This window comes from Aeromonas jandaei (genome assembly GCF_037890695.1).
GTDB classification, from domain to species: domain Bacteria; phylum Pseudomonadota; class Gammaproteobacteria; order Enterobacterales; family Aeromonadaceae; genus Aeromonas; species Aeromonas jandaei.
On record NZ_CP149571.1, the window covers coordinates 833,294 to 854,025 of the forward strand.

Here is a 20,732-nt window from a genome sequence, read left to right on the forward strand (position 1 = left end):
CAAACGAGCCAAGCAAGATGACTACAGATACGATCGTGGCCCAGGCCACCGCCCCCGGCCGTGGTGGCGTCGGCATAGTCCGGGTATCCGGCCCCGCCGCCGAACAGGTTGCCGAGATAGTGCTCGGCAAGTGCCCGCGGGTACGCTACGCCGAATATCTGCCGTTCAGGGATGAGCAAGGCGAAGTACTGGATCAGGGCATAGCCCTGCTGTTCAAGGCCCCCAACAGCTTTACCGGCGAAGATGTGCTGGAGCTGCAGGGCCACGGCGGCCCCGTCATCATGGACATGCTGATCCGCCGGATTCTGCAAATTGAAGGGATCCGCCCTGCCCGCCCCGGCGAGTTCAGCGAGCGCGCCTTCATCAACGACAAGCTGGATCTGGCCCAGGCCGAGGCGATTGCCGACCTGATCGAAGCCTCCAACGAACAGGCTGCCCGCAGCGCCATGCACTCCCTGCAGGGGCAGTTCTCCAGCAAGATCCAGCAGCTGGTGGAAAACCTGACCCGGCTGCGCATCTATGTGGAAGCGGCCATCGACTTCCCGGACGAGGAGATCGACTTCCTCTCCGATGGCAAAGTGGCGGGCGACCTCTACGCCATCATGTCCGAGCTGGACGACGTGCGTGGTGAAGCCAAGCAGGGCGCCCTGCTGCGGGAAGGGATGAAGGTGGTGATCGCCGGTCGTCCCAACGCCGGCAAATCGAGCCTGCTCAACGCCCTGGCAGGCCGTGAGTCAGCCATCGTTACCGAGATTGCCGGTACCACCCGCGACGTGTTGCGCGAGCACATCCATCTCGATGGTATGCCGCTGCATATCATCGACACAGCCGGCCTGCGCGACACCCAAGACAAGGTGGAGCAGATCGGTATCGAGCGCGCCTGGGCCGAGATCGAACAGGCCGATCGGGTGCTGTTCATGGTGGATGGCACTACCACGGATGCGGTCGACCCGCGCGAAATCTGGCCAGAATTTGTTGATCGGTTGCCAAAAAACATCGGCCTCACCGTCATTCGCAACAAGGCCGACCTGACCGGCGAGGATCTGGCACCGAGCCAGGAGCAGGGCCACGCCGTCTATCGCATCTCCGCCAAGACCGAGCTGGGGCTGCCCGCCCTGCGCGAGCACCTGAAAGCCTGCATGGGCTTCCAGGGCAACACCGAAGGGGGCTTTATGGCCCGCCGTCGCCATCTGGATGCGCTGGAGCGCGCCGCCGAGCGCCTGCTGGTGGCCAAGGAGCAGCTGGAAGTGTTCGTGGCTGGCGAGCTGGTGGCCGAAGAGCTGCGCCTGGCGCAGGAGTCCCTCTCCGAGATTACCGGCGAATTCAGCTCCGACGATCTGCTGGGCCGCATCTTCTCCAGCTTCTGCATCGGCAAGTAAGCTGGTACCGCAGACAACAAAAAGCCCGGGTTCGTCCCGGGCTTTTTTGTGCATTTTTCGTCCACAAACCTAGAGGCGACGCAGGCACCACATGAAGTAAGCGCCCCCTAACCGCCGCTTTATATCGTGCAATAAAGGAAAATTCCCACCATTTCACATCCTCAAGCACTTGCTGAAAAAGAAGTAGAAAGAGCCCAGCCGCATTAAGATGCCATCGGGAAATGAAACCAAGGCTCCTGACAAGCCTCTTTTATTTCATCCGCTCAACAACGCCACTCGGCGAATCTTACAGAGACAAGATCCACAGCTATCTCTGAGTGGATCCATTATCCCCAAGCTTTATCCATATTTATCCACATCCTTTGGAGTTAGAATCCGGCTTCGCCTCTTTTCTCTGAATCAGGATCCATTCCATGGCAAAACTCAATATCGTCGTCGGTTCCATGCTGGGGGCCGCCGAATATGTCGCCGATCATGTGGCCAATCTGCTGGAACAGGCGGGTCACCAGACCCGGATCCACAACCCGGCCAAGCTGACCGAGGTACTGGATGAGCCCGGATCCATCCTGCTGGTGGTCACTTCCACCCATGGTGCCGGGGATGTGCCCGACAACCTGCAGCCCTTCGCCAAGGATCTTGCCGAGCAGCATCCGGATCTTAACTCACTGAAATATGGAGTGATCGCCCTTGGTGACAGCAGTTATGACACCTTTTGTCAGGGCGGCAAGACAGTGGATCGGCTGTTGGCCGAGTGCGGAGCCAGCCGGATCGGCGAACGACTCGACATCGATGTAACCCGTTACGAGATACCGGAAGATGCCGCAGAAGCCTGGATCCATAACTGGATGACCATGATCGCCTGATCACTCACGGGAGATCCGCAATAAAAGTGCGATCTCCCGACTTATCCCCAGATCGGCTATCCACCAGGTTATTAACAGCTGGATCTTGCCAAGTTGTTCTACACGGTTACCCACAGCAATCCATATAAATGTGCATAACTACAGGTTTAACCTCTGTAAAACCTATAGTTATCCTATGAATGAGATCTTGTGCAGGTTTGCACTGTGCATAAAAGTCAGGGTTGTCCCACGGTTCAAGGAGCCAGGATCCAAGCTTTTCCACAAGCTGGGATCGCCTTTAACTGAATGATCTTTATGATCAAAAAGTGCTTATCAACAGATCTGGCTGATCCTAATAAAAGATCCAGTAAAAGATCGATCTAAAGATCCTTAAGATCTATTTAGTGGATCCTCTCTTCATACTGAACGTTAAGTAGACGTTCCCCTCAGGGCGTGAAACAGATAGAATGTTCCGCCTTTTAGCCCAGGCAAATACAGATCTTCAGGCGTGCAGATCAAGGTGATCCCAATGCAATACCATGAACAATTTGATGTGATCGTCGTCGGTGGCGGTCATGCCGGAACCGAAGCAGCAACAGCGGCAGCCCGTATGGGCATGAATACCCTGTTGCTGACCCACAATATCGATACGCTGGGGCATATGTCCTGCAACCCGGCGATCGGCGGGATCGGCAAGGGACACCTGGTCAAGGAAGTTGACGCTCTCGGCGGGATCATGGCGCGTGCCATCGATCTTGGCGGGATCCAGTTCCGCACTCTCAACTCATCCAAAGGGCCGGCAGTACGCGCTACCCGCGCTCAGGCGGATCGCCTGCTTTACAAGGCTGTCGTGCGCCAGATGCTGGAGAACTACCCCAACCTGAAGATCTTCCAGCAAGCCTGTGACGATCTCATCATGGACGGGGATCGTGTTGCCGGTGTGGTGACCCAGAGCGGGATCCGCATTAGCGGCAAGACTGTGGTGCTGACCGTAGGCACCTTCCTGAATGGTTTGATCCATATCGGGATGGAGAACTACAAGGGCGGCCGTGCCGGGGATCCTCCCTCGATCGCCCTCGCCCAGCGCCTGCGCGAACTGCCGCTGCGCATCGATCGCCTCAAGACCGGCACACCGCCCCGTATCGATGCCCGCAGCGTCGATTTCTCCGTAATGCAGGAGCAGCACGGTGACGATCCACGTCCGGTATTCTCTTTCATCGGTGATGCCAGCCAGCATCCCCGTCAGGTGCCTTGCTACGTAACTCATACCAACGAGCGCACCCACGATGTGATCCGCAATAACCTGGATCGCAGCCCCATGTACGCCGGGGTGATCGAAGGGATCGGCCCGCGCTACTGCCCGTCGATCGAGGACAAGATCACCCGCTTTGCCGACAAGACTGCGCACCAGATCTTCGTCGAGCCGGAAGGACTGACCACCCACGAGCTTTACCCGAACGGGATCTCCACCAGCTTGCCGTTTGACGTGCAGGTGCAGATCGTTCGCTCCGTACGTGGCTTCGAGAATGCCCACATCACCCGCCCGGGTTATGCCATCGAGTACGATTTCTTCGATCCGCGGGATCTCAAGGCCAACATGGAGAGCAAGTGCATTCCAAACCTGTTCTTCGCTGGCCAGATCAACGGGACGACCGGTTACGAAGAGGCGGCGGCACAAGGCCTGATGGCTGGTCTGAACGCGGCCCTGCGTGCGCAGGACAAGGATCCCTGGAATCCGCGTCGGGATCAGGCCTACATGGGCGTGATGATGGACGATCTCTCCACCCTGGGTACCCGCGAGCCCTATCGCATGTTCACCAGTCGTGCCGAATATCGCCTGCTGCTGCGTGAAGACAACGCCGATATCCGCCTGACCACTATTGGTCGCGAGCTGGGTCTGGTGGATGACGAGCGCTGGAGCAAGTTCAACGCCAAGATGGAACAGGTAGAATTGGAGCGTCAGCGCATGCGCTCGACCTGGATCCACCCGCAGCATCCGTCACTGGAGGCGGTCAACGCCTTGGTCAACACCCCGCTGACGCGCGAACAGAGCCTGGAAGAGCTGCTGCGCCGTCCGGAAGTGACCTACGATGCCCTGATGACAATCGACGGGATCGGCCCTGCTGTGGCGGATCCTGCCGCTGCCGAGCAGGTGGAAATCCAGATCAAGTACGCCGGTTACATCGATCGTCAGCAGGACGAAGTTGAGAAGCAGCTGCGCAACGAGAACACCCTGTTGCCGCTGGATCTCGACTATCGCGATGTGAATGGCCTCTCCAACGAGGTGAAAGCCAAGCTCAACGATGCCAAGCCGCAGACCATCGGTCAGGCTTCCCGCATCTCCGGCATCACCCCGGCGGCCATCTCCATTCTGCTGGTGCACCTGAAAAAGCACGGCCTGCTGCGTAAAACCGCCTGAGGATTCTTACCGTTGGAAAATATGCTGGAAAGATTGAACGGCCTGCTCATGCAGGCCGGAATTGTTATCACTGATACCCAAAAGAGCCAACTGGTGCAGCTGGTCGAGTTGCTGCACAAGTGGAACAAGGCTTACAATCTCACCTCGGTTCGTGATCCGGACGCCATGCTGGTCAAGCATATCCTCGACAGTCTGGTGGTAAGCCCCCACTTGCACGGGGAGCGCTTCATCGATGTGGTGCTGGCCCGGCTTGCCTGGACTGCCGCTGGCCATCATCAACCCGGACAAGCAGTTCGTTCTGCTGGACAGTCTGGGTAAACGGATCAACTTCATCCGCCAGGTCATTCTGGAGCTGGGGTTGACCAATGTGACGCCGATCAAATCCCGGGTTGAAGAGTATCAACCCGAAGTCGGGTTTGATGGTGTACTCAGCAGAGCGTTCGCTTCGCTGGAGGACATGCTGAGCTGGTGTCACCACCTGCCGTCAGAACAGGGCAGCTTCCTCGCGCTCAAGGGACAATATCCCGCAGAGGAGCTGGCCCAGTTGCCTGCCAATATCCGTCTGGTAGCCTGTCATGAGTTACGGGTGCCGGAGCTGGAAGGCGAACGTCATCTGCTGGAATTCAAACATATCCAGCCCGAATAGGGTCGCAGTTTCATTTAGGGGATAGTGTGGGAAAAGTCATTGCCATAGCCAACCAGAAGGGTGGAGTGGGTAAAACCACCACCTGTGTGAACCTGGCCGCCTCCATGGCCGCCACCCGGCGCAAGGTGCTGGTGATCGATCTGGATCCGCAGGGCAATGCCACCATGGGCAGCGGCGTCGACAAGTACGAAGTCGAGCGCACCGCCTATGAGCTGCTGATCGAAGATGCCCCCATCAGCGAGGTGATCATCCCCGAAACTTCCGGTGGCTATCACCTGATTGCTGCCAACGCCGACGTGACCGCGGCCGAAATCCGCCTGATGGAGTTTTTCGCCCGCGAGATCCGCCTGCGCAATGCGCTGGCCTCGGTGCGGGACAAGTACGACTACGTCTTCATCGACTGTCCCCCTTCCCTCAACATGCTGACCGTGAATGCCATGGCCGCCGCCGACTCCGTGCTGGTGCCCATGCAGTGCGAATACTATGCGCTGGAGGGGCTCACCGCCCTGGTCGATACCATCAGCAAGCTGGCCGCCGTGGTCAATCCCGATCTCAAGATCGAAGGGGTGCTGCGTACCATGTACGATCACCGCAACCGGCTGGCCAATGATGTGTCCGATCAGCTAAAACAGCACTTCGGCGACAAGGTCTACCGCACCATCATTCCCCGCAACGTCAGACTGGCGGAGGCGCCGAGCTTCGGTGCGCCGGCCATGCACTATGACAAATCATCGGTGGGCGCCAAGGCCTACCTGGCTCTGGCTGGCGAGATCCTGCGCCGCCAGGAGCAGGAACGTCAGGCGACCATCGCAGACCGAGAGAGCGTATGACTCCGAAAAAACGTGGACTGGGCAAGGGGCTGGATGCTCTGCTCAGTACCAGTACGGCTGCCCGCCAGAAACAGGTGATGAGCGATCAACGTACCGAGCAGGCCATGGCCCCCACCAACCAGGGTGAGCTGCGCAAGCTGCCGGTCGAGTGGCTGCACTCGGGCAAGTACCAGCCGCGCAAGGACATGTCGCAGGATGCGCTGGAAGAGCTGGCCAACTCCATCCGCGCCCAGGGGGTGATCCAGCCCATCGTGGTGCGTCCGGTCGCCGAACACTCTTTTGAAATCATCGCTGGCGAACGGCGCTGGCGTGCGTCCCAGCTGGCCCGGCTTGAAGTGGTTCCCTGCATCGTCAAGGATGTACCTGACGAAGCTGCGGTGGCCATCGCGCTGATTGAGAACATCCAGCGCGAAGATCTCAACGCCATCGAAGAGGCGGTCGCCCTGCAGCGACTGCTGACCGAATTTGAACTCACCCACCAGCAGGTGGCCGAGGCGGTGGGCAAGTCCCGCACCACGGTGACCAACCTGTTGCGTCTCAACCAGCTCAACGATGACGTGAAGCGTTTCGTCGAGCATGGCGATCTCGACATGGGCCATGCCCGTGCCCTGCTGGCCCTGAGTGGCCAGGCCCAGTCCGAACTGGCCAAGCTGGTTGCCCAGAAAGGGCTGACTGTGCGTGATACCGAAAAGCTGGTGCAAAAGGCGCTGGAGCCGGCAAAAGCCAGGGTCGAACCGGTCCGCGATCCCCAGTTCGGTTACCTGGAGCGCCAGTTGGCTGAAAAAATTGGCAATCAGGTACAACTTCAGCCTGGCAAGCGGGATAGCGGAAAGTTAGTAATTAGTTACGAGAACTTGTCCGATTTGGACCGCATATTGGGCTATTTTGGCGTGTCGGAATCGTGATTTTTACGCTTTTTGTAGTAATAAAACATCCATTCCTTTTGATATGGGCATAACCCTGATTTTGCGCTGAAAGCCGCAAAAATTAAGGATTTTTGTCATATTGCAATAGTGGCCCTCAAGGGTATAATTTGACCGGCTTTTAGAGCTGTTAACATGGGGTCTTCGGATCCCGATTTTTTACAGTTCTGTAATGTTCAGGGGTAGGTTGGTGAAGCAGAAAATAGCCTTGGAAGGTTTGACACTGGCCTTGGTTATGCTCGTTTGTCAGCTGGTCCTGATCCTGGCGATGAGTGCCGTCTGGTATTACCTGACTGGTGCCAGCGCCGGTTATTCCGCCCTTTACGGAGGGGGGATGTACTGGGTTCCTCAGGCCTTGTTCACTCTCTGGGTACTGCGCCGCAAGGTAACGGCCGAGAGTGTGGGTCTGGTTCTGCGGGACTTTTATGGTGGGGCAGGGATTAAGCTCATTACTACAACAGGTCTATTCGCCCTGATGTTTGGTGCGGGAGTCGAGGTCGTTACCGTCTCGTTTTTCGCCACTTATATCCTCGCCCTCGTTGTACAGTGGATAGTCTCATTCACGCTTAACAACCACTATTAGGAAAACTCATGTCTGCAACCGGAGAAGTCCTGACTCCTCAGGGATATATCTCCCACCACCTGACCCACCTGCAAGTCGGGTCCGGGTTCTGGACGGTCAATATCGACTCAATGGTATTTTCCGTCGTGCTAGGCGCCCTGTTTATCCTGTTGTTCCGCAAAGTAGCCGTCAACGCTACCAGCGGGGTGCCGGGTAAGCTGCAGTGCTTTGTGGAGATGCTGGTCGAGTTTGTGAATGGTAACGTCAAAGACATCTTTCACGGTCGCAACAAGGTCATCGCACCTTTGGGGCTGACGGTGTTTGTCTGGATCTTCCTGATGAACCTGATGGATCTGATCCCTGTTGACTTTATCCCTCACGCTGCACAATTGATGGGTATTCCCTATCTGCGTGTGGTTCCCTCCGCTGACGTTAACATCACCATGTCCATGGCTTTGGGCGTGTTCTTCTTGATCCTGTACTACAGCATCAAGGTCAAGGGTATCGGCGGGTTTGTGAAGGAGCTGACTCTTCAGCCTTTCAATCACCCGGCTGCCATCCCGGTTAACCTCATCCTGGAAACTGTTACGCTGGTATCCAAACCGGTCTCTCTGGGTCTTCGACTGTTCGGCAACATGTATGCTGGCGAACTGATCTTTATCCTGATTGCGGGTTTGCTACCCTGGTGGTCACAGTGGATTCTGTCCGTGCCTTGGGCAATTTTCCACATCCTGATCATCACTTTGCAGGCATTCATCTTCATGGTTCTGACCATCGTCTATCTGTCGATGGCGCAGGAAGACCATTGATGATGCGACTCAAATAATCCTTTTTATACAATCAATTACATCTAAATAAATGGAGATCCTCATGGAAAACTTGAACATGGACCTGCTGTACATCGCTGCTGCAATGATGATGGGTCTGGCTGCTATCGGCGCTTCCATCGGTATCGGTATTCTGGGTGGTAAATTCCTGGAAGGTGCTGCTCGTCAACCTGACCTGATCCCTGTTTTGCGTACCCAGTTCTTCATCGTAATGGGTCTGGTCGATGCGATCCCGATGATCGCCGTTGGTCTGGGTCTGTACGTGATGTTTGCGGTTGCTGGCTAAGTCGTTACGACATCTCCAGGCATAACCCATTAACTAACTAAAGAGGACATCGGCTGTGAATATCAACGCCACCCTCCTCGGCCAAGCAATTGCTTTTTTCTTCTTCGTAGTGTTTTGCATGAAGTACGTGTGGCCGCCGTTGATTGCTGCCATCGAAGCCCGTCAGAAAGCTATTGCTGATGGTCTCTCTTCTGCTGAGCGTGCCAAGAAAGATCTGGATTTGGCCAAGGCCAACGCCGTCGATCAGCTGAAAGAAGCCAAGCTCCAGGCTGCTGAAATCATTGAACAGGCCAACAAACGCAAGGCCCAGATCATTGATGAGGCAACTGTCGGAGCCCAGTCTGAGCGGGAAAAAATCCTGGCTCAAGGCCGTGCCGAGATTGAAGCTGAACGTCATCGTGCCAAAGAAGAACTGCGCAAGCAGGTTGCTGCTCTTGCCATTGCTGGTGCAGAGAAGATCCTGGCGCGCCAAATCGACCAGGCTGCCAACAGCGACATCGTCGACAAACTGGTAGCAGAACTGTAACGGGAACGGGGCTATGTCTGAACTGACTACAATCGCTCGCCCCTACGCCAAGGCTGCTTTCGAGTTTGCCGTTGAGCACAAGGCGGTTGATCAGTGGCTGGGGATGCTCAGCTTCGCTGCGGAAGTAGCGAAGAACGAGACCATCCACTCCCTGGTAAACGGCTCTGTGGCTGCCGAAGAGCTGGCAAAACTGTTTGTCAGCATCTGCGGTGAGCAACTCGACGAGCATGGCCAGAACCTGATCCGGGTAATGGCTGAGAATGGTCGCTTGGGTGTGCTGCCGGCGGTCGTTGCCGAATTTGTGGTGTTCAAGGCTGAACTGGATAAAGAAGTTCAGGCTGACGTGACATCGGCGATTGCACTGACCGACCAGCAGAAAGCCAATATTCAGGCTTCTCTGGAACAACGTCTCGCGCGCAAAGTGAAGCTGAATTGCAGCATCGATGCGTCCTTGATGGCCGGGGTGCTCATCAAGGCCGGTGATCTGGTTATCGACGGAACTGTCCGCGGTAAGCTGGATCGCATGGCTGACGCGCTGCAATCTTGATTGGGGTATTAGAGCATGCAACTGAATTCCACTGAAATCGCCGAGCTGATCAAGCAGCGCATTGCGCAGTTTGATGTAAAGAGCGAAGCGCGTAACGAAGGTACCATCGTCTCTGTAAGCGACGGTATCATTCGTGTCCACGGCCTGGCCGATGCCATGCAGGGTGAGATGATCGAGCTGCCGGGCAACCGCTACGCTCTGGCATTGAACCTGGAGCGTGACTCCGTTGGTGCCGTAGTAATGGGTCCCTATGCCGATCTGGCCGAAGGGATGAAAGTAAAAGGTACTGGCCGCATTCTGGAAGTGCCGGTTGGTCGTGGTCTGTTGGGCCGGGTGGTCAACACCCTGGGTCAGCCTATCGACGGTAAAGGTCCGGTCGAGCACGATGGCTTCTCTCCGGTAGAAGTGATTGCCCCGGGCGTTATCGAGCGTAAGTCTGTTGACCAGCCTGTCCAGACCGGTCTGAAAGCCATCGATGCCATGATCCCTATCGGTCGTGGCCAGCGTGAGCTGATCATCGGTGACCGCCAGGTAGGTAAAACTGCCATCGCGATCGACACCATCATCAACCAGAAAGACTCCGGCATTAAGTGTGTCTACGTTGCGATTGGCCAGAAGGCCTCCACCATCGCCAACGTAGTGCGCAAGCTGGAAGAGCACGGTGCTCTGGCCAACACCATCGTGGTGGTTGCCTCTGCTTCCGAAGCTGCTGCCCTGCAGTATCTGGCTCCGTACTCCGGTTGCTCCATGGGTGAGTACTTCCGTGACCGCGGTGAAGATGCCCTGATCATTTATGATGACCTGTCCAAGCAGGCCGTTGCATATCGTCAGATCTCCCTGCTGCTGCGCCGTCCGCCAGGACGTGAAGCATTCCCGGGCGACGTATTCTATCTGCACTCCCGTCTGCTGGAGCGTGCTGCTCGCGTCAACGACGAGTACGTAGAGAAGTTCACCAAGGGTGAAGTGAAGGGCAAAACCGGTTCTCTGACCGCGCTGCCGATCATCGAAACCCAGGCTGGTGACGTATCCGCGTTCGTTCCGACCAACGTGATCTCCATCACCGATGGTCAGATCTTCCTGACTTCCCAGTCTTTCAACGCCGGTATTCGTCCTGCGGTTGATCCGGGTATCTCCGTATCCCGTGTGGGTGGTGCCGCCCAGACCAAGATCGTCAAGAAGCTGTCCGGTGGTATCCGTACCGCGCTGGCTCAGTACCGCGAACTTGCTGCGTTTGCCCAGTTCTCTTCCGACCTGGACGATGCGACTCGCAAGCAGCTGGACCACGGTCAGAAAGTGACCGAGCTGATGAAGCAGAAGCAGTACTCTCCGATGAGCGTTGCTCACCAGTCTCTGGTGCTGTTCGCCGCGGAAAAAGGCTATCTCTCCGATGTCGAGCTGAACAAGATCCTCGATTTCGAAGCCGCTCTGCTCTCTTTCGCCGATACCCAGCATGCCGAGCTGATGGCTGAAATCAATGCCAAGGCTGACTACAACGACGCGATCGTTGGCAAGCTGACTGCGTTGCTGGACAACTTCAAGGCAACCCAGACCTGGTAAGCGTGTGTGGCAGCGCAAGCTGCCACCTGATGGAGAGAAGAGATGGCCGGCGCAAAAGAGATACGTAACAAGATCGGGAGTGTGAAAAACACTCAGAAGATCACCAGCGCTATGGAAATGGTGGCAGCAAGCAAGATGCGCCGTGCGCAGGATCGCATGTCTGCCAGCCGTCCGTACGCTGAAACCATGCGCAAGGTGATCGGCCATATCGCTCAGGGGAACCTGGAATACAAGCACCCCTACCTCATCGAACGTGAGGTCAAGCGAGTGGGTTACATCGTCGTCTCCACCGACCGTGGCCTGTGTGGTGGTCTGAACATCAACCTGTTCAAGGCTGCCCTCAATGATATGAAGCAATGGAGCGCGAAAGGTGCCAAGGTTGACCTGGCTCTGATCGGCAACAAAGCCTCCAACTTCTTTGAACGGCACGGCGCCAAGGTGAAAGCTCACGTCGCAGGACTGGGCGATAACCCGAGCGTCAATGACCTGATTGGTTCAGTCAAGGTCATGCTGAAGGCTTACGACAACGGTGAGATTGACAAGCTGTATCTGGTGTACAACAAGTTCGTCAACACCATGGTGCAGCAACCACGGGTCGATCAACTGCTGCCTTTGCCCGTAACTGAAGACAGCAAGCTCGCCAAGAAACACCACTGGGATTACCTCTATGAGCCGGATCCCAAGAAGCTGCTGGATACCCTGCTGGTTCGTTATGTCGAATCTCAGGTTTACCAGGGTGTAGTGGAAAACTTGGCCAGTGAACAGGCAGCCCGAATGGTTGCCATGCAAGCCGCGACTGACAACGCCGGTAACCTGATTAACGATCTGCAACTGGTATACAACAAGGCCCGTCAGGCCAGTATTACCCAGGAGCTGACAGAGATCGTATCCGGTGCTGCTGCGGTGTAAGGCAAGGGTTATCAAAGGTTTAGAGGATTTGACATGAGTAACGGTTTCATCGTCCAAATCATCGGCGCTGTAGTGGACATCGAGTTCCCGCAGAATGCCGTGCCCCAGGTGTACGATGCACTGAAGGTCGTTAGCGAAGGTCAAGGCCAGGGTCTGGTGCTGGAAGTTCAGCAACAGATCGGTGGCGGCGTCGTTCGTTGCATCACCATGGGTTCCTCCGACGGTCTGCGTCGTGGGTTGGAAGTAATGAATAGCGGTAAATCCATCCAGGTTCCGGTCGGTACTGCGACTCTGGGTCGGATCATGAACGTACTGGGCGAGCCAATCGACGAGAAAGGCCCGATCGGTGAAGAAGAGAGCTGGTCAATCCACCGTGAAGCCCCCAGCTACGAAGATCAGTCCAACAGCACCGAGCTGCTGGAGACCGGCATCAAGGTTATCGACCTGGTATGTCCGTTCGCCAAGGGTGGTAAAGTGGGTCTGTTCGGTGGTGCCGGTGTAGGCAAAACCGTAAACATGATGGAGCTGATCCGTAACATCGCGATCGAGCACAGCGGTTACTCCGTGTTCGCCGGTGTAGGTGAGCGTACCCGTGAGGGTAACGACTTCTACCACGAGATGATGGAGTCCAACGTACTGGACAAAGTATCTCTGGTTTACGGTCAGATGAACGAGCCGCCCGGAAACCGTCTGCGCGTAGCGCTGACCGGCCTGACCATGGCCGAGAAGTTCCGTGACGAAGGTCGTGACGTGCTGTTCTTCGTGGACAACATCTACCGTTACACCCTGGCCGGTACTGAAGTATCCGCACTGCTGGGCCGTATGCCTTCCGCAGTAGGTTACCAGCCGACTCTGGCCGAGGAGATGGGTGTTCTGCAAGAACGTATCACCTCCACCAAGACCGGTTCCATCACCTCCGTACAGGCCGTTTACGTTCCTGCGGATGACTTGACTGACCCGTCTCCGGCGACCACCTTCGCCCACTTGGATGCGACCGTCGTACTGTCCCGTCAGATCGCGGCACTGGGTATCTACCCGGCCGTTGACCCGCTGGACTCTACTTCTCGTCAGCTGGATCCGCTGGTAGTTGGCAAAGAGCACTACGAGACCGCTCGTGGCGTTCAGACCGTACTGCAGCGCTACAAAGAGCTGAAGGACATCATCGCCATCCTGGGTATGGATGAACTGTCAGAAGAAGACAAACTGACCGTAGCCCGTGCCCGTAAGATCGAGCGTTTCCTGTCCCAGCCGTTCTTCGTAGCAGAAGTGTTTACCGGTTCTCCGGGTAAATACGTGCCGCTGAAAGAGACCATCCGTGGTTTCCAGGGCATCCTGAAAGGCGAGTATGACGATCTGCCCGAGCAGGCGTTCTACATGGTTGGTGGTATCGACGAAGTCGTCGAGAAATCCAAGAAACTGTAAGCCTCTACTGGAGGGCCCATGGCTGAGATGATCTCCTTTCACCTGGATGTGGTGAGCGCCGAAGGAAAACTGTTTTCCGGTCGCGTGCAATCCGCTCAGGTATCAGGCTCCGAAGGTGAGTTGGGTCTCCGCCACGGTCATGCTCCGTTGCTGACTGCCATCAAGCCGGGCCTGGTCCGCTTGGTGAAGCAGAATGGAACTGAAGAGGTGCTGTACATCTCCGGCGGTATGCTGGAAGTACAACCCGAAGCCGTGACCGTGCTGGCGGACACCGCGATTCGTGCCGATGACTTGGACGAGGCGAAAGCCCAGGAAGCCAAGCGCGCAGCCGAAGAGCGGATCCACAGCTCCCATGGCGATATGGACTACGCCCAGGCCGCTACCGAGCTGGCCAAGGCGATGGCTCAACTGCGAGTCATCGATATCGTCAAAAAGAATTACCGCTAATAACGGTGATGTAAAAAGCGACCTTCGGGTCGCTTTTTTTTTGCTCGTTGGATAGACTCCGCCGAGTATTTCCTCATGTTCCAAAGGTCAATTTATGTCCCTCAACGTCGTGATCCTGGCTGCGGGTAAAGGCACCCGCATGCGCTCTTCCCTGCCCAAGGTACTGCACCCGGTTGCCAACAAACCCATGGTCTCCCATGTGATCGATACCGCCCGTCAGGTCGGCGCCGAGCAGCTGCATCTGGTCTATGGCCATGGTGCCGAGCTGCTGAAAGAGCGGATCGTGGCGGCTGATGTCAACTGGGTGTTGCAAGCCCAGCAGCTGGGAACCGGTCACGCCGTCGCCCAGGCCACCCCGTTCTGGAAGGATGAGGACGACGTGCTGGTGCTCTACGGCGATACCCCGCTGATCCAGCCCGAGACCCTGCAGCGCTTGCTCGCCGCCAAAGCGGAAAACGGGATGGCACTGCTGACCGTGGTGCTGGACAACCCCACCGGCTATGGCCGCATCGTCCGTGAAAATGGTCAGGTGGTCGGCATCGTCGAGCAGAAAGATGCCAATGCCGAGCAGCTGGCGATCCGTGAGGTAAACACCGGCGTGCTGGTGGCCAATGGGGGCCAGTTGCGTCAATGGTTGTCTCGTCTCGACAACAAAAACGCTCAGGGCGAGTTCTATCTGACCGATGTGATCGCGATGGCTCACGGCGATAATTGCCCGATTGCCGCCGTTCATCCGGAGCGTGCCGCTGAGGTGGAAGGGGCCAATAATCGGGTTCAATTGGCCCAACTTGAGCGCAGCTATCAGCAGATGCAGGCCGAGAAGTTGATGATTGCAGGTGCAACCATGATCGACCCCGCACGCTTTGATTTGCGTGGGGTTTTGGAAATTGGTGAAGAGGTCGTTATTGATGCAAACGTCATCATTGAGGGCAAGGTGACTCTCGGCAATCACGTTCGTATCGGAGCCGGTTGCGTACTGAAAGATTGCGTCATTGGCGATCACACCGAGGTGAAGCCCTACTCGGTTATCGAGGGGGCACAGGTGGCAGATCAGTGCTCAGTGGGTCCGTTTACCCGCTTGCGCCCGGGGGCGGTTCTGGAGCAGGATGCGCACGTTGGCAACTTCGTCGAGATGAAGAAGGCCCGTCTGGGGGTAGGTTCCAAGTGTGGTCATCTGACCTATCTGGGTGATGCCGAGATCGGTGCCGGGGTGAATATCGGTGCCGGTACCATCACCTGCAATTACGACGGGGTCAACAAATTCCAGACCATCATCGAGGACGATGTGTTCGTCGGTTCTGATACCCAACTGGTAGCGCCTGTTCGCATCGGCAAGGGGGCCACCCTGGGTGCCGGCTCTACTATTACCAAGGACGTGGGTGAAAATGAACTCGTGATAACCCGGGTACCCCAGCGTCACATCAAGAACTGGGCTCGTCCGGCCAAGAAGAAGTGATGCCCGATCAATGAAATAGAACCGGCGCCTGATGGCGCCGGTTTTTTGCTTATGACTGATGGTCGGTGTCACTGCTCGATGGTTGGGGAGCTGCCCATGTGGTGGCGGGGGCGTTGTAGTCCATCACCTGATACCAGTCGAGCTTGCGGGTCAGCAGCATGATCAGCGCCAGGGTGGCGAACAGCAGCAGGGCGCCGAGCAGCAGAGCTATCTCTTCGGCCTGCAGCAGGCTGTAGAGAATGGCATAGACCAGCCCGAGCAGCGCAGCAAAGCCGATCCCCTGCTTCGGGCCACCCAGCACATGGCTGAGGTAGAAGCCGTTGAGCAGCACGCTGGCCAGCGCGGCCACCAGATAGGCCCAGCCAAAGCCGAGGTGTTCGGTCAGGGCCAGTAGCACCAGATAGAAGATGGCCTGCCCCATGCCCACCAGCGCGTACTGGATCGGGTGAGCCGCAGCCCCTTGAGCAGTTCGAACATGAAGAAGCTGATAAAGGTTAGGCCGATGAAGAGCAGGGCATATTTGGCCGCCCGTTCGTTGAGCTGATAGTGATCCACCGGTTGCACCAGACTGACGCTGAAGGTCGGCAACACACCCTCCCCACCATTCATCGCCCGATTGAAGCGGCTCTCCATATCGGTGGCGAACCAGCTGGTCTGCCAGCTGGCGTTGAACCCTTCCTGATTGAGGCTGCGACTGGCCGGCAGGAAGTCACCGATAAAGTTGGGGTGGGGCCAGTTGCCGCCCAGTTGCAGCTTGCTCTCCCGGCCGAGCGGCACCACTTCCAGCTCGTTCATCCCCTGCAGATTGAGCTCCAGATGGAAGGTGCCATCCTGTTGCGGCAGGCTGTCGAGAGGAGCATGGATCCCGGCCAGGGTGCTGCCGAGGCGAGCACCCGGGGCAAAGGGGGTGCGCTGCTTACCGAGCTGCAACTCGGGCACGCTGTTGATGCCGCGGGCATCGGAGAGCACCAGACTCAGGTAGGGTTTGCCTGCCACCAGCTCGTCATCCCCGGCGAGCGGCGCGCTCTCTTGTAGTTGAGCGGCTGTCGGCAAACGGCCGGAGAGGGAGAGCCGGGTCTGATAGACCTGCGCCTGATAGATGCCGAGCTTGCGCGGGGTCACCTCCATGGTGGCCTGCACGTCGAGCTGTTCCGGCAGCAGGTAGTGATAGGTCTGCTCCTGACGGACGAAGCGCTTGCCATCCTGCTCGACCGTCACCGAACGGGTATAGGGCTGCACAATAACCGGCCCCATCAGCCGCTGCGGGCCACTGCTGCTGGCCATGATGCTCTGGATCGCCTGATTGCGGTAAATCTGCCGCTCCCGGTTCAGCTCCATGATGGATTGCACCGGTACCATCAGCAGCAGGCTGAGCAACAGCAGCAGAAAGATCTTGTGGGTGAATATCTGTTTGACCATGACACGTCTCCTTGTTCTGTGGAGCGAGTCTGTCAGTCTGGCGTGAAGTGGTGATGGGCTTGTGTGAAGTGGCTGTGAACTGAGCAAAACGGCGCCATCAGGCGCCGTGGGATTGTTCAGGGGCGGGAGCGCACCAGCCGGGCGGCTTGCGCGAAGCGATCGGTATGGCCATCGATCAAGCCGTGGATAAAGTCGATGTAGTAGATAAGCTCCGGCATCTCCTCGATGGTGCTGGATGCCCAGTAGGGAGCGGCATTTTCCCCGTTGTCATGGATGTCCGGAAAGAAGTTGGGGTCTGTCATCGGCGCCCGGCAATCCTCGTCGAGCAGGGTGAAGAGCTCCTCGATGGTGGGGAGTCGCCACCCCTCGCCAAGACGGGCCGCTTCATCCTTGGCTTCAAGCAGCGTCAGCAGGGCCGGTGTGCCCACGCACCCTTTCCCTTCCTGCCACTCGCTGCCCAGACTGCACACCTGCCATTCGATCTGGTTGAGTCGATCATGGATGACAGCCCCCTGCCGGGTCAGGCGATCGGAGAGGTCGCAGGCGGCCAGCGCCATGCTGGCCGGAAGCCAGAGCAGCCACAGGAATAATTTCATTTTTGTCTCTTGTGCGGATGGCGGTCAGCCCGGTGTCGGCGGGCTGACCCTGATGATCGGAGCGGGTTGCGAAGCTTTGGCCTCCAGCCCTGTCGTCAGGTTATGTGGGGATCAGAGTTTCTTGAGTTGCGCGGGCAGGGCGGCCAGCACCTCTTCTTTCGCCTTGATCGAGGCGAATTGCTTGCCCGGTTTCTGCACCACGGTATGAACGAAAATGAGCTGCTTGCCCGGTTTGCTGGCCCAGCCGACGAACCAGCCGATCTGCTGATCGCGGTTGAGGCTGCCATCCAGCTTCTTCGGGTAGCCCATGCCGGTCTTGCCGTGGATCTGCCAGCCGTCGATCTCGCTCACCTTGAGGATATTGGCGGTGTATTGCAGGGTCTGCGCCGAGACCGGCAGCTTGCCGCTCACCATCTTGCCGAGGAAGCGGGCCTGCTCCTCCGGACTGATGGCGAGGCTGGAGCTGAGCCAGGCCTGAGTCAGACCGTCATGCTTGCCCGGATTGCCGGAGAGATCCCGGTTGCCGTAGTCGAAGCGGTCGACGTATTGCTGGAAGCGCTCCATCCCCAGCCATTCTGTGATCTGCTGGGAGAACCAGACCACCGAGTAGGTTTCCCAGCGGCGCGGGGTAGTGGTTTCGCGCCAGGCGGGCAGCCAGCCATCGTAGCTCGGTTTGTAGGGCAGCGCCGGATGTTCTTCATCCACCAGATAGCCGCTGTCGTAACCCATCAGCGCCAGCGGGATCTTGAAGGTGGACGCGGGCGGCAGCTGGCTGGAGCAGTCCCCTTCGCTGGAGAGGGTCTGACCGTTGCCGTCGGCATAGAGAAAACAGCCGCTGGCGGCAGAGGCCGGCACTGCATAGAGCAGACCGGTAGCCAGCAGGCCGGAAAGAAGCAGGCGAGACATGGGGCGATTCCTTGGGTTGATAAGTGAAAGAGCGGCAGGATAGCGCCGCTCTGTGTGGTGAATGTGAAGTGGCCGTTGCTAGATGAGCGGCAGCCAGAGTTCGGCGATGGCGCCACCTTCCGGCCGGTTGGCGAGGCTCAGATGGCCGCCATGCTGGTGGGCCACCTCATGGGCGAAACTGAGCCCAAGACCGCTGCTCTTGCCCTTGTCTGGGCGCGGCAGTGAGTAGAAGCGCTCGAAGATCCGTGGCAATGCGTAGTCGGGAATGCCGGGGCCGCTGTCGGTGACCCGAAAACAGTAGCCATCCTCCTGCTGGGTGCCGCTGAGAGTGACGCTGGAGCCTGCCGGTGAAAAGTCGATGGCGTTGTCCAGCAGGTTGCCGATGGCCTGCTCTACCAGCAGCGGGTCCCATTTTTGTTTCGGCGCGCTGGCCAGCTCGGCGACCAGCGCTACCTGCCGGCGCTGGGCGATAATCTGGCGGGCATCGAGCGCCCGCTTGCCGAGCCCGGCTGGCTCTACCGCTTGCCGATCCAGCCCCTGCCCCGACTCCAGCCGTGCCAGTTGCAGCATCCGCTCGATCAGCTGCTGCATGCGGGCACTCTCCTGATTGATGTTGCCGATAAAGCGCCTGGCCACCTCGGGGGGCGGCGTTTCGGCCAGGATCTCCCCTGCCCCGCGAATGGCCGCCAGCGGGCTCTTCAGCTCGTGGGTCAGGCTGTGGACATAGCCCTCGATATAGCTCTTGCCATCGAGCTGGTGGCGCATGGTTTCAAGGGCGTGGCCGAGCCGATCCAGTTCGACGGTGTGCAGTTGCGGCAGCGGCGCTGCTTCCCCCTTGCTGACCGATTCGGCGTAGTGCACCAGTTTGCCGATGGAGCGGTTGAGCCACCAAACCAGCAGACTGCCGATCAGCAGCGAGATGAACAGCATCTGGCCGGCGGCCTGCAGCAGTTCCCGTTCACCCCGCTCGATAGCGGGCATCAGGGTCCGATTGGGTTTGGCGACGGTGAGGGAGCCTATGATCTCTGTCCCCTCCCGCAGCGGTGCCGCCACATACATGGTAGAGCTGGCGGCATCGTCGGGATCGGTGCGGGTGCTGCGGGCGCCATACTGACCGCGCAGAGTGCGGTAGACATCGTTCCAGCGGGAATAATCCTTGCCCAGATCCGTGCCGTCGGAGTCGTAAATCACCATCCCCCGCCGATCCGTCACATAGATGCGGTACTCCGCCTGCTGTTTGAGGTGGCCGTCGATCATCGCATTGATGGGATTCTGGTTGAGACGGGCGAAGGCGCTGGCCAGCCGCCCGTTCATCATATTGCCCGCTTGCAGATCATCGAGCGCCAGCGGTGCCAGCAGCTGGGTCATGTCGACCAGAGTATCCTCGGTGGCGCTGCGCACCCCCGGTTTGATCTCCTCGACGAAGATCTCCAGCACGAACCAGGCGGCCAGCGCGAAGATCAGCAGCAGGCCGCACAGCAGTTGCAGTCCGAGTCTCATGCCAGCTCCAGGCTATAGCCCAGCCCGCGATGGGTGAGGATCAGGTTGGCTTCGGGGTCATGCTCACGCAGCTTGGCGCGGATGGTCTTGATGTGGGTATCGACGGTGCGATCCAGACTCTCTTCGGCATCCTGCCACACCAGATCCATCAGCTGCTGGCGGGAGTAGACCCGGCCCGGCGCCTGCATCAGGGTCTTGAGCAGCAGATATTCGTAACGGGTGAGGGCCAGCGGTTGACCGCGAAAGTGAATACGGGCTCGCTCCTCATCCAGTGCCAGTAGCGGGGCTGGCTGGGCCGAGGGCTGGCTGCGGCGCAGGATGACCCGCACCCGGGCACACACCTCCCGCGGCGAGAAGGGTTTGGCCACATAGTCGTCGGCGCCGATCTCCAGCCCGATCAGCCGATCAATCTCCTCGCTGCGGGCGGTGAGGAACATCAGGGGAGTGTCGGTCAGCGTTCTGACCTGCTTGCAGAGCTCGAAACCGCTGATGTCGGGCAGCCCCACATCGAGGATCAGAAAGTCGGGCCGGCTCTGGGCCAACCGGCTCAGCAGCTGCTGGCCCAGAGTGAACCACTCCACCTCGAAGCCATCGGTCTGCAGGGCATAAATCAGGGTGTCGGCGATGCTGGCTTCATCTTCCACCAGCCAGATAACTCTCTTTTGCATGGCATCCTCGTCGCAAATCGGCTCCTCATTCTGGCATTGAAGCAAAGCGGATCCTATTTGCTGTT

At 58.0% G+C, this 20,732-nt stretch carries 19 protein-coding genes and 2 pseudogenes; 16 read left to right on the forward strand and 5 right to left on the reverse strand.

What is annotated here, in order from left to right; translation table 11 throughout:
• The first annotated feature begins 17 nt into the window (after nucleotides 1–17).
• The 16 genes and pseudogenes from mnmE to glmU all read left to right on the forward strand — a co-directional run bounded on the left by mnmE (nucleotide 18) and on the right by glmU (nucleotide 15,578).
• On the forward strand, nucleotides 18–1,379 hold the full coding sequence (gene mnmE, locus WE862_RS04120) for a tRNA uridine-5-carboxymethylaminomethyl(34) synthesis GTPase MnmE (protein WP_042031089.1): 1,362 nt from the start codon (nucleotides 18–20) through the stop codon (nucleotides 1,377–1,379).
• Between the two features lie 413 nt (nucleotides 1,380–1,792).
• Nucleotides 1,793–2,242 (forward strand): FMN-binding protein MioC, encoded by a 450-nt coding sequence (gene mioC / locus WE862_RS04125; RefSeq protein ID WP_042031088.1) that lies wholly within the window; start codon nucleotides 1,793–1,795, stop codon nucleotides 2,240–2,242.
• Nucleotides 2,243–2,750: 508 nt separating this feature from the next.
• The gene (gene mnmG, locus WE862_RS04130) at nucleotides 2,751–4,640 is read left to right on the forward strand and encodes a tRNA uridine-5-carboxymethylaminomethyl(34) synthesis enzyme MnmG (protein WP_033115247.1); all 1,890 of its coding nucleotides are present in this window, start codon (nucleotides 2,751–2,753) and stop codon (nucleotides 4,638–4,640) included.
• 21 nt (nucleotides 4,641–4,661) lie between these two features.
• Nucleotides 4,662–5,286: pseudogene (gene rsmG / locus WE862_RS04135) on the forward strand (16S rRNA (guanine(527)-N(7))-methyltransferase RsmG).
• Nucleotides 5,287–5,312: 26 nt separating this feature from the next.
• The gene (locus WE862_RS04140; protein ID WP_033115245.1) at nucleotides 5,313–6,116 is read left to right on the forward strand and encodes a ParA family protein; all 804 of its coding nucleotides are present in this window, start codon (nucleotides 5,313–5,315) and stop codon (nucleotides 6,114–6,116) included.
• A complete protein-coding gene (locus tag WE862_RS04145) occupies nucleotides 6,113–7,021 on the forward strand; it encodes a ParB/RepB/Spo0J family partition protein (protein WP_042031087.1) in 909 nt (302 codons plus the stop codon). The genes WE862_RS04140 and WE862_RS04145 overlap by 4 nt, the downstream gene beginning before the upstream one ends.
• 190 nt (nucleotides 7,022–7,211) lie before the next feature.
• Nucleotides 7,212–7,622, forward strand: a complete 411-nt coding sequence (locus WE862_RS04150) for an ATP synthase subunit I (RefSeq protein WP_033115243.1) — start codon at nucleotides 7,212–7,214, stop codon at nucleotides 7,620–7,622.
• 8 nt (nucleotides 7,623–7,630) lie between these two features.
• Nucleotides 7,631–8,410, forward strand: a complete 780-nt coding sequence (gene atpB, locus WE862_RS04155; RefSeq protein WP_033115242.1) for a F0F1 ATP synthase subunit A — start codon at nucleotides 7,631–7,633, stop codon at nucleotides 8,408–8,410.
• Between the two features lie 61 nt (nucleotides 8,411–8,471).
• Complete coding sequence (gene atpE, locus WE862_RS04160) at nucleotides 8,472–8,714, forward strand: F0F1 ATP synthase subunit C (protein WP_005307205.1); 243 nt, start codon at nucleotides 8,472–8,474, stop codon at nucleotides 8,712–8,714.
• Nucleotides 8,715–8,769: 55 nt separating this feature from the next.
• Complete coding sequence (atpF, locus tag WE862_RS04165) at nucleotides 8,770–9,240, forward strand: F0F1 ATP synthase subunit B (RefSeq protein WP_005342350.1); 471 nt, start codon at nucleotides 8,770–8,772, stop codon at nucleotides 9,238–9,240.
• A 13-nt stretch (nucleotides 9,241–9,253) separates the two neighbouring features.
• Nucleotides 9,254–9,787, forward strand: coding sequence for a F0F1 ATP synthase subunit delta (gene atpH, locus WE862_RS04170; RefSeq protein ID WP_033115241.1), 534 nt, complete (start codon nucleotides 9,254–9,256; stop codon nucleotides 9,785–9,787).
• Between the two features lie 15 nt (nucleotides 9,788–9,802).
• Nucleotides 9,803–11,344 carry a F0F1 ATP synthase subunit alpha gene (atpA, locus tag WE862_RS04175; protein WP_042031086.1) on the forward strand — a complete coding sequence of 514 codons (1,542 nt, stop codon included), beginning with the start codon at nucleotides 9,803–9,805 and terminating at the stop codon, nucleotides 11,342–11,344.
• 42 nt (nucleotides 11,345–11,386) lie between these two features.
• On the forward strand, nucleotides 11,387–12,253 hold the full coding sequence (gene atpG / locus WE862_RS04180; protein ID WP_041210471.1) for a F0F1 ATP synthase subunit gamma: 867 nt from the start codon (nucleotides 11,387–11,389) through the stop codon (nucleotides 12,251–12,253).
• 33 nt (nucleotides 12,254–12,286) lie between these two features.
• On the forward strand, nucleotides 12,287–13,675 hold the full coding sequence (gene atpD, locus WE862_RS04185) for a F0F1 ATP synthase subunit beta (RefSeq protein ID WP_026455856.1): 1,389 nt from the start codon (nucleotides 12,287–12,289) through the stop codon (nucleotides 13,673–13,675).
• A gap of 18 nt (nucleotides 13,676–13,693) precedes the next feature.
• The gene (locus WE862_RS04190; protein WP_033115239.1) at nucleotides 13,694–14,122 is read left to right on the forward strand and encodes a F0F1 ATP synthase subunit epsilon; all 429 of its coding nucleotides are present in this window, start codon (nucleotides 13,694–13,696) and stop codon (nucleotides 14,120–14,122) included.
• A 94-nt stretch (nucleotides 14,123–14,216) separates the two neighbouring features.
• The gene (gene glmU, locus WE862_RS04195) at nucleotides 14,217–15,578 is read left to right on the forward strand and encodes a bifunctional UDP-N-acetylglucosamine diphosphorylase/glucosamine-1-phosphate N-acetyltransferase GlmU (protein WP_042031085.1); all 1,362 of its coding nucleotides are present in this window, start codon (nucleotides 14,217–14,219) and stop codon (nucleotides 15,576–15,578) included.
• A 49-nt stretch (nucleotides 15,579–15,627) separates the two neighbouring features.
• Here glmU and creD read toward each other — a convergent pair.
• From creD to blrA, 5 genes and pseudogenes are all read right to left on the reverse strand, one after another.
• Nucleotides 15,628–16,997 (reverse strand): annotated as a pseudogene (gene creD / locus WE862_RS04200) (cell envelope integrity protein CreD).
• A 116-nt stretch (nucleotides 16,998–17,113) separates the two neighbouring features.
• Nucleotides 17,114–17,593 carry a DUF1566 domain-containing protein gene (locus WE862_RS04205; protein ID WP_042031081.1) on the reverse strand — a complete coding sequence of 160 codons (480 nt, stop codon included), beginning with the start codon at nucleotides 17,591–17,593 and terminating at the stop codon, nucleotides 17,114–17,116.
• A gap of 111 nt (nucleotides 17,594–17,704) precedes the next feature.
• A complete protein-coding gene (gene blaOXA, locus WE862_RS04210; RefSeq protein WP_042031080.1) occupies nucleotides 17,705–18,499 on the reverse strand; it encodes an OXA-12 family class D beta-lactamase in 795 nt (264 codons plus the stop codon).
• Between the two features lie 78 nt (nucleotides 18,500–18,577).
• Complete coding sequence (gene blrB, locus WE862_RS04215; protein ID WP_042031079.1) at nucleotides 18,578–19,999, reverse strand: beta-lactam sensor histidine kinase BlrB; 1,422 nt, start codon at nucleotides 19,997–19,999, stop codon at nucleotides 18,578–18,580.
• Nucleotides 19,996–20,667 carry a beta-lactam response regulator transcription factor BlrA gene (blrA, locus tag WE862_RS04220; protein ID WP_041210465.1) on the reverse strand — a complete coding sequence of 224 codons (672 nt, stop codon included), beginning with the start codon at nucleotides 20,665–20,667 and terminating at the stop codon, nucleotides 19,996–19,998. Before blrA ends, blrB begins: the two co-directional genes overlap by 4 nt.
• Between the last annotated feature and the right edge of the window lie 65 nt (nucleotides 20,668–20,732).

What these genes read in the sequence shown, in the direction of transcription:
- mnmE (WP_042031089.1), top strand. Translation starts at nt 18, where the DNA reads ATGACTACAGATACGATCGTGGCCCAGGCCACCGCCCCCGGCCGTGGT.
- mioC (WP_042031088.1), top strand. Translation starts at nt 1,793, where the DNA reads ATGGCAAAACTCAATATCGTCGTCGGTTCCATGCTGGGGGCCGCCGAA.
- mnmG (WP_033115247.1), top strand. Translation starts at nt 2,751, where the DNA reads ATGCAATACCATGAACAATTTGATGTGATCGTCGTCGGTGGCGGTCAT.
- WE862_RS04145 (WP_042031087.1), top strand. Translation starts at nt 6,113, where the DNA reads ATGACTCCGAAAAAACGTGGACTGGGCAAGGGGCTGGATGCTCTGCTC.
- WE862_RS04150 (WP_033115243.1), top strand. Translation starts at nt 7,212, where the DNA reads ATGTTCAGGGGTAGGTTGGTGAAGCAGAAAATAGCCTTGGAAGGTTTG.
- atpB (WP_033115242.1), top strand. Translation starts at nt 7,631, where the DNA reads ATGTCTGCAACCGGAGAAGTCCTGACTCCTCAGGGATATATCTCCCAC.
- atpE (WP_005307205.1), top strand. Translation starts at nt 8,472, where the DNA reads ATGGAAAACTTGAACATGGACCTGCTGTACATCGCTGCTGCAATGATG.
- atpH (WP_033115241.1), top strand. Translation starts at nt 9,254, where the DNA reads ATGTCTGAACTGACTACAATCGCTCGCCCCTACGCCAAGGCTGCTTTC.
- atpA (WP_042031086.1), top strand. Translation starts at nt 9,803, where the DNA reads ATGCAACTGAATTCCACTGAAATCGCCGAGCTGATCAAGCAGCGCATT.
- atpG (WP_041210471.1), top strand. Translation starts at nt 11,387, where the DNA reads ATGGCCGGCGCAAAAGAGATACGTAACAAGATCGGGAGTGTGAAAAAC.
- atpD (WP_026455856.1), top strand. Translation starts at nt 12,287, where the DNA reads ATGAGTAACGGTTTCATCGTCCAAATCATCGGCGCTGTAGTGGACATC.
- WE862_RS04190 (WP_033115239.1), top strand. Translation starts at nt 13,694, where the DNA reads ATGGCTGAGATGATCTCCTTTCACCTGGATGTGGTGAGCGCCGAAGGA.
- glmU (WP_042031085.1), top strand. Translation starts at nt 14,217, where the DNA reads ATGTCCCTCAACGTCGTGATCCTGGCTGCGGGTAAAGGCACCCGCATG.
- WE862_RS04205 (WP_042031081.1), bottom strand. Translation starts at nt 17,593, where the DNA reads ATGAAATTATTCCTGTGGCTGCTCTGGCTTCCGGCCAGCATGGCGCTG.
- blaOXA (WP_042031080.1), bottom strand. Translation starts at nt 18,499, where the DNA reads ATGTCTCGCCTGCTTCTTTCCGGCCTGCTGGCTACCGGTCTGCTCTAT.
- blrB (WP_042031079.1), bottom strand. Translation starts at nt 19,999, where the DNA reads ATGAGACTCGGACTGCAACTGCTGTGCGGCCTGCTGCTGATCTTCGCG.
- blrA (WP_041210465.1), bottom strand. Translation starts at nt 20,667, where the DNA reads ATGCAAAAGAGAGTTATCTGGCTGGTGGAAGATGAAGCCAGCATCGCC.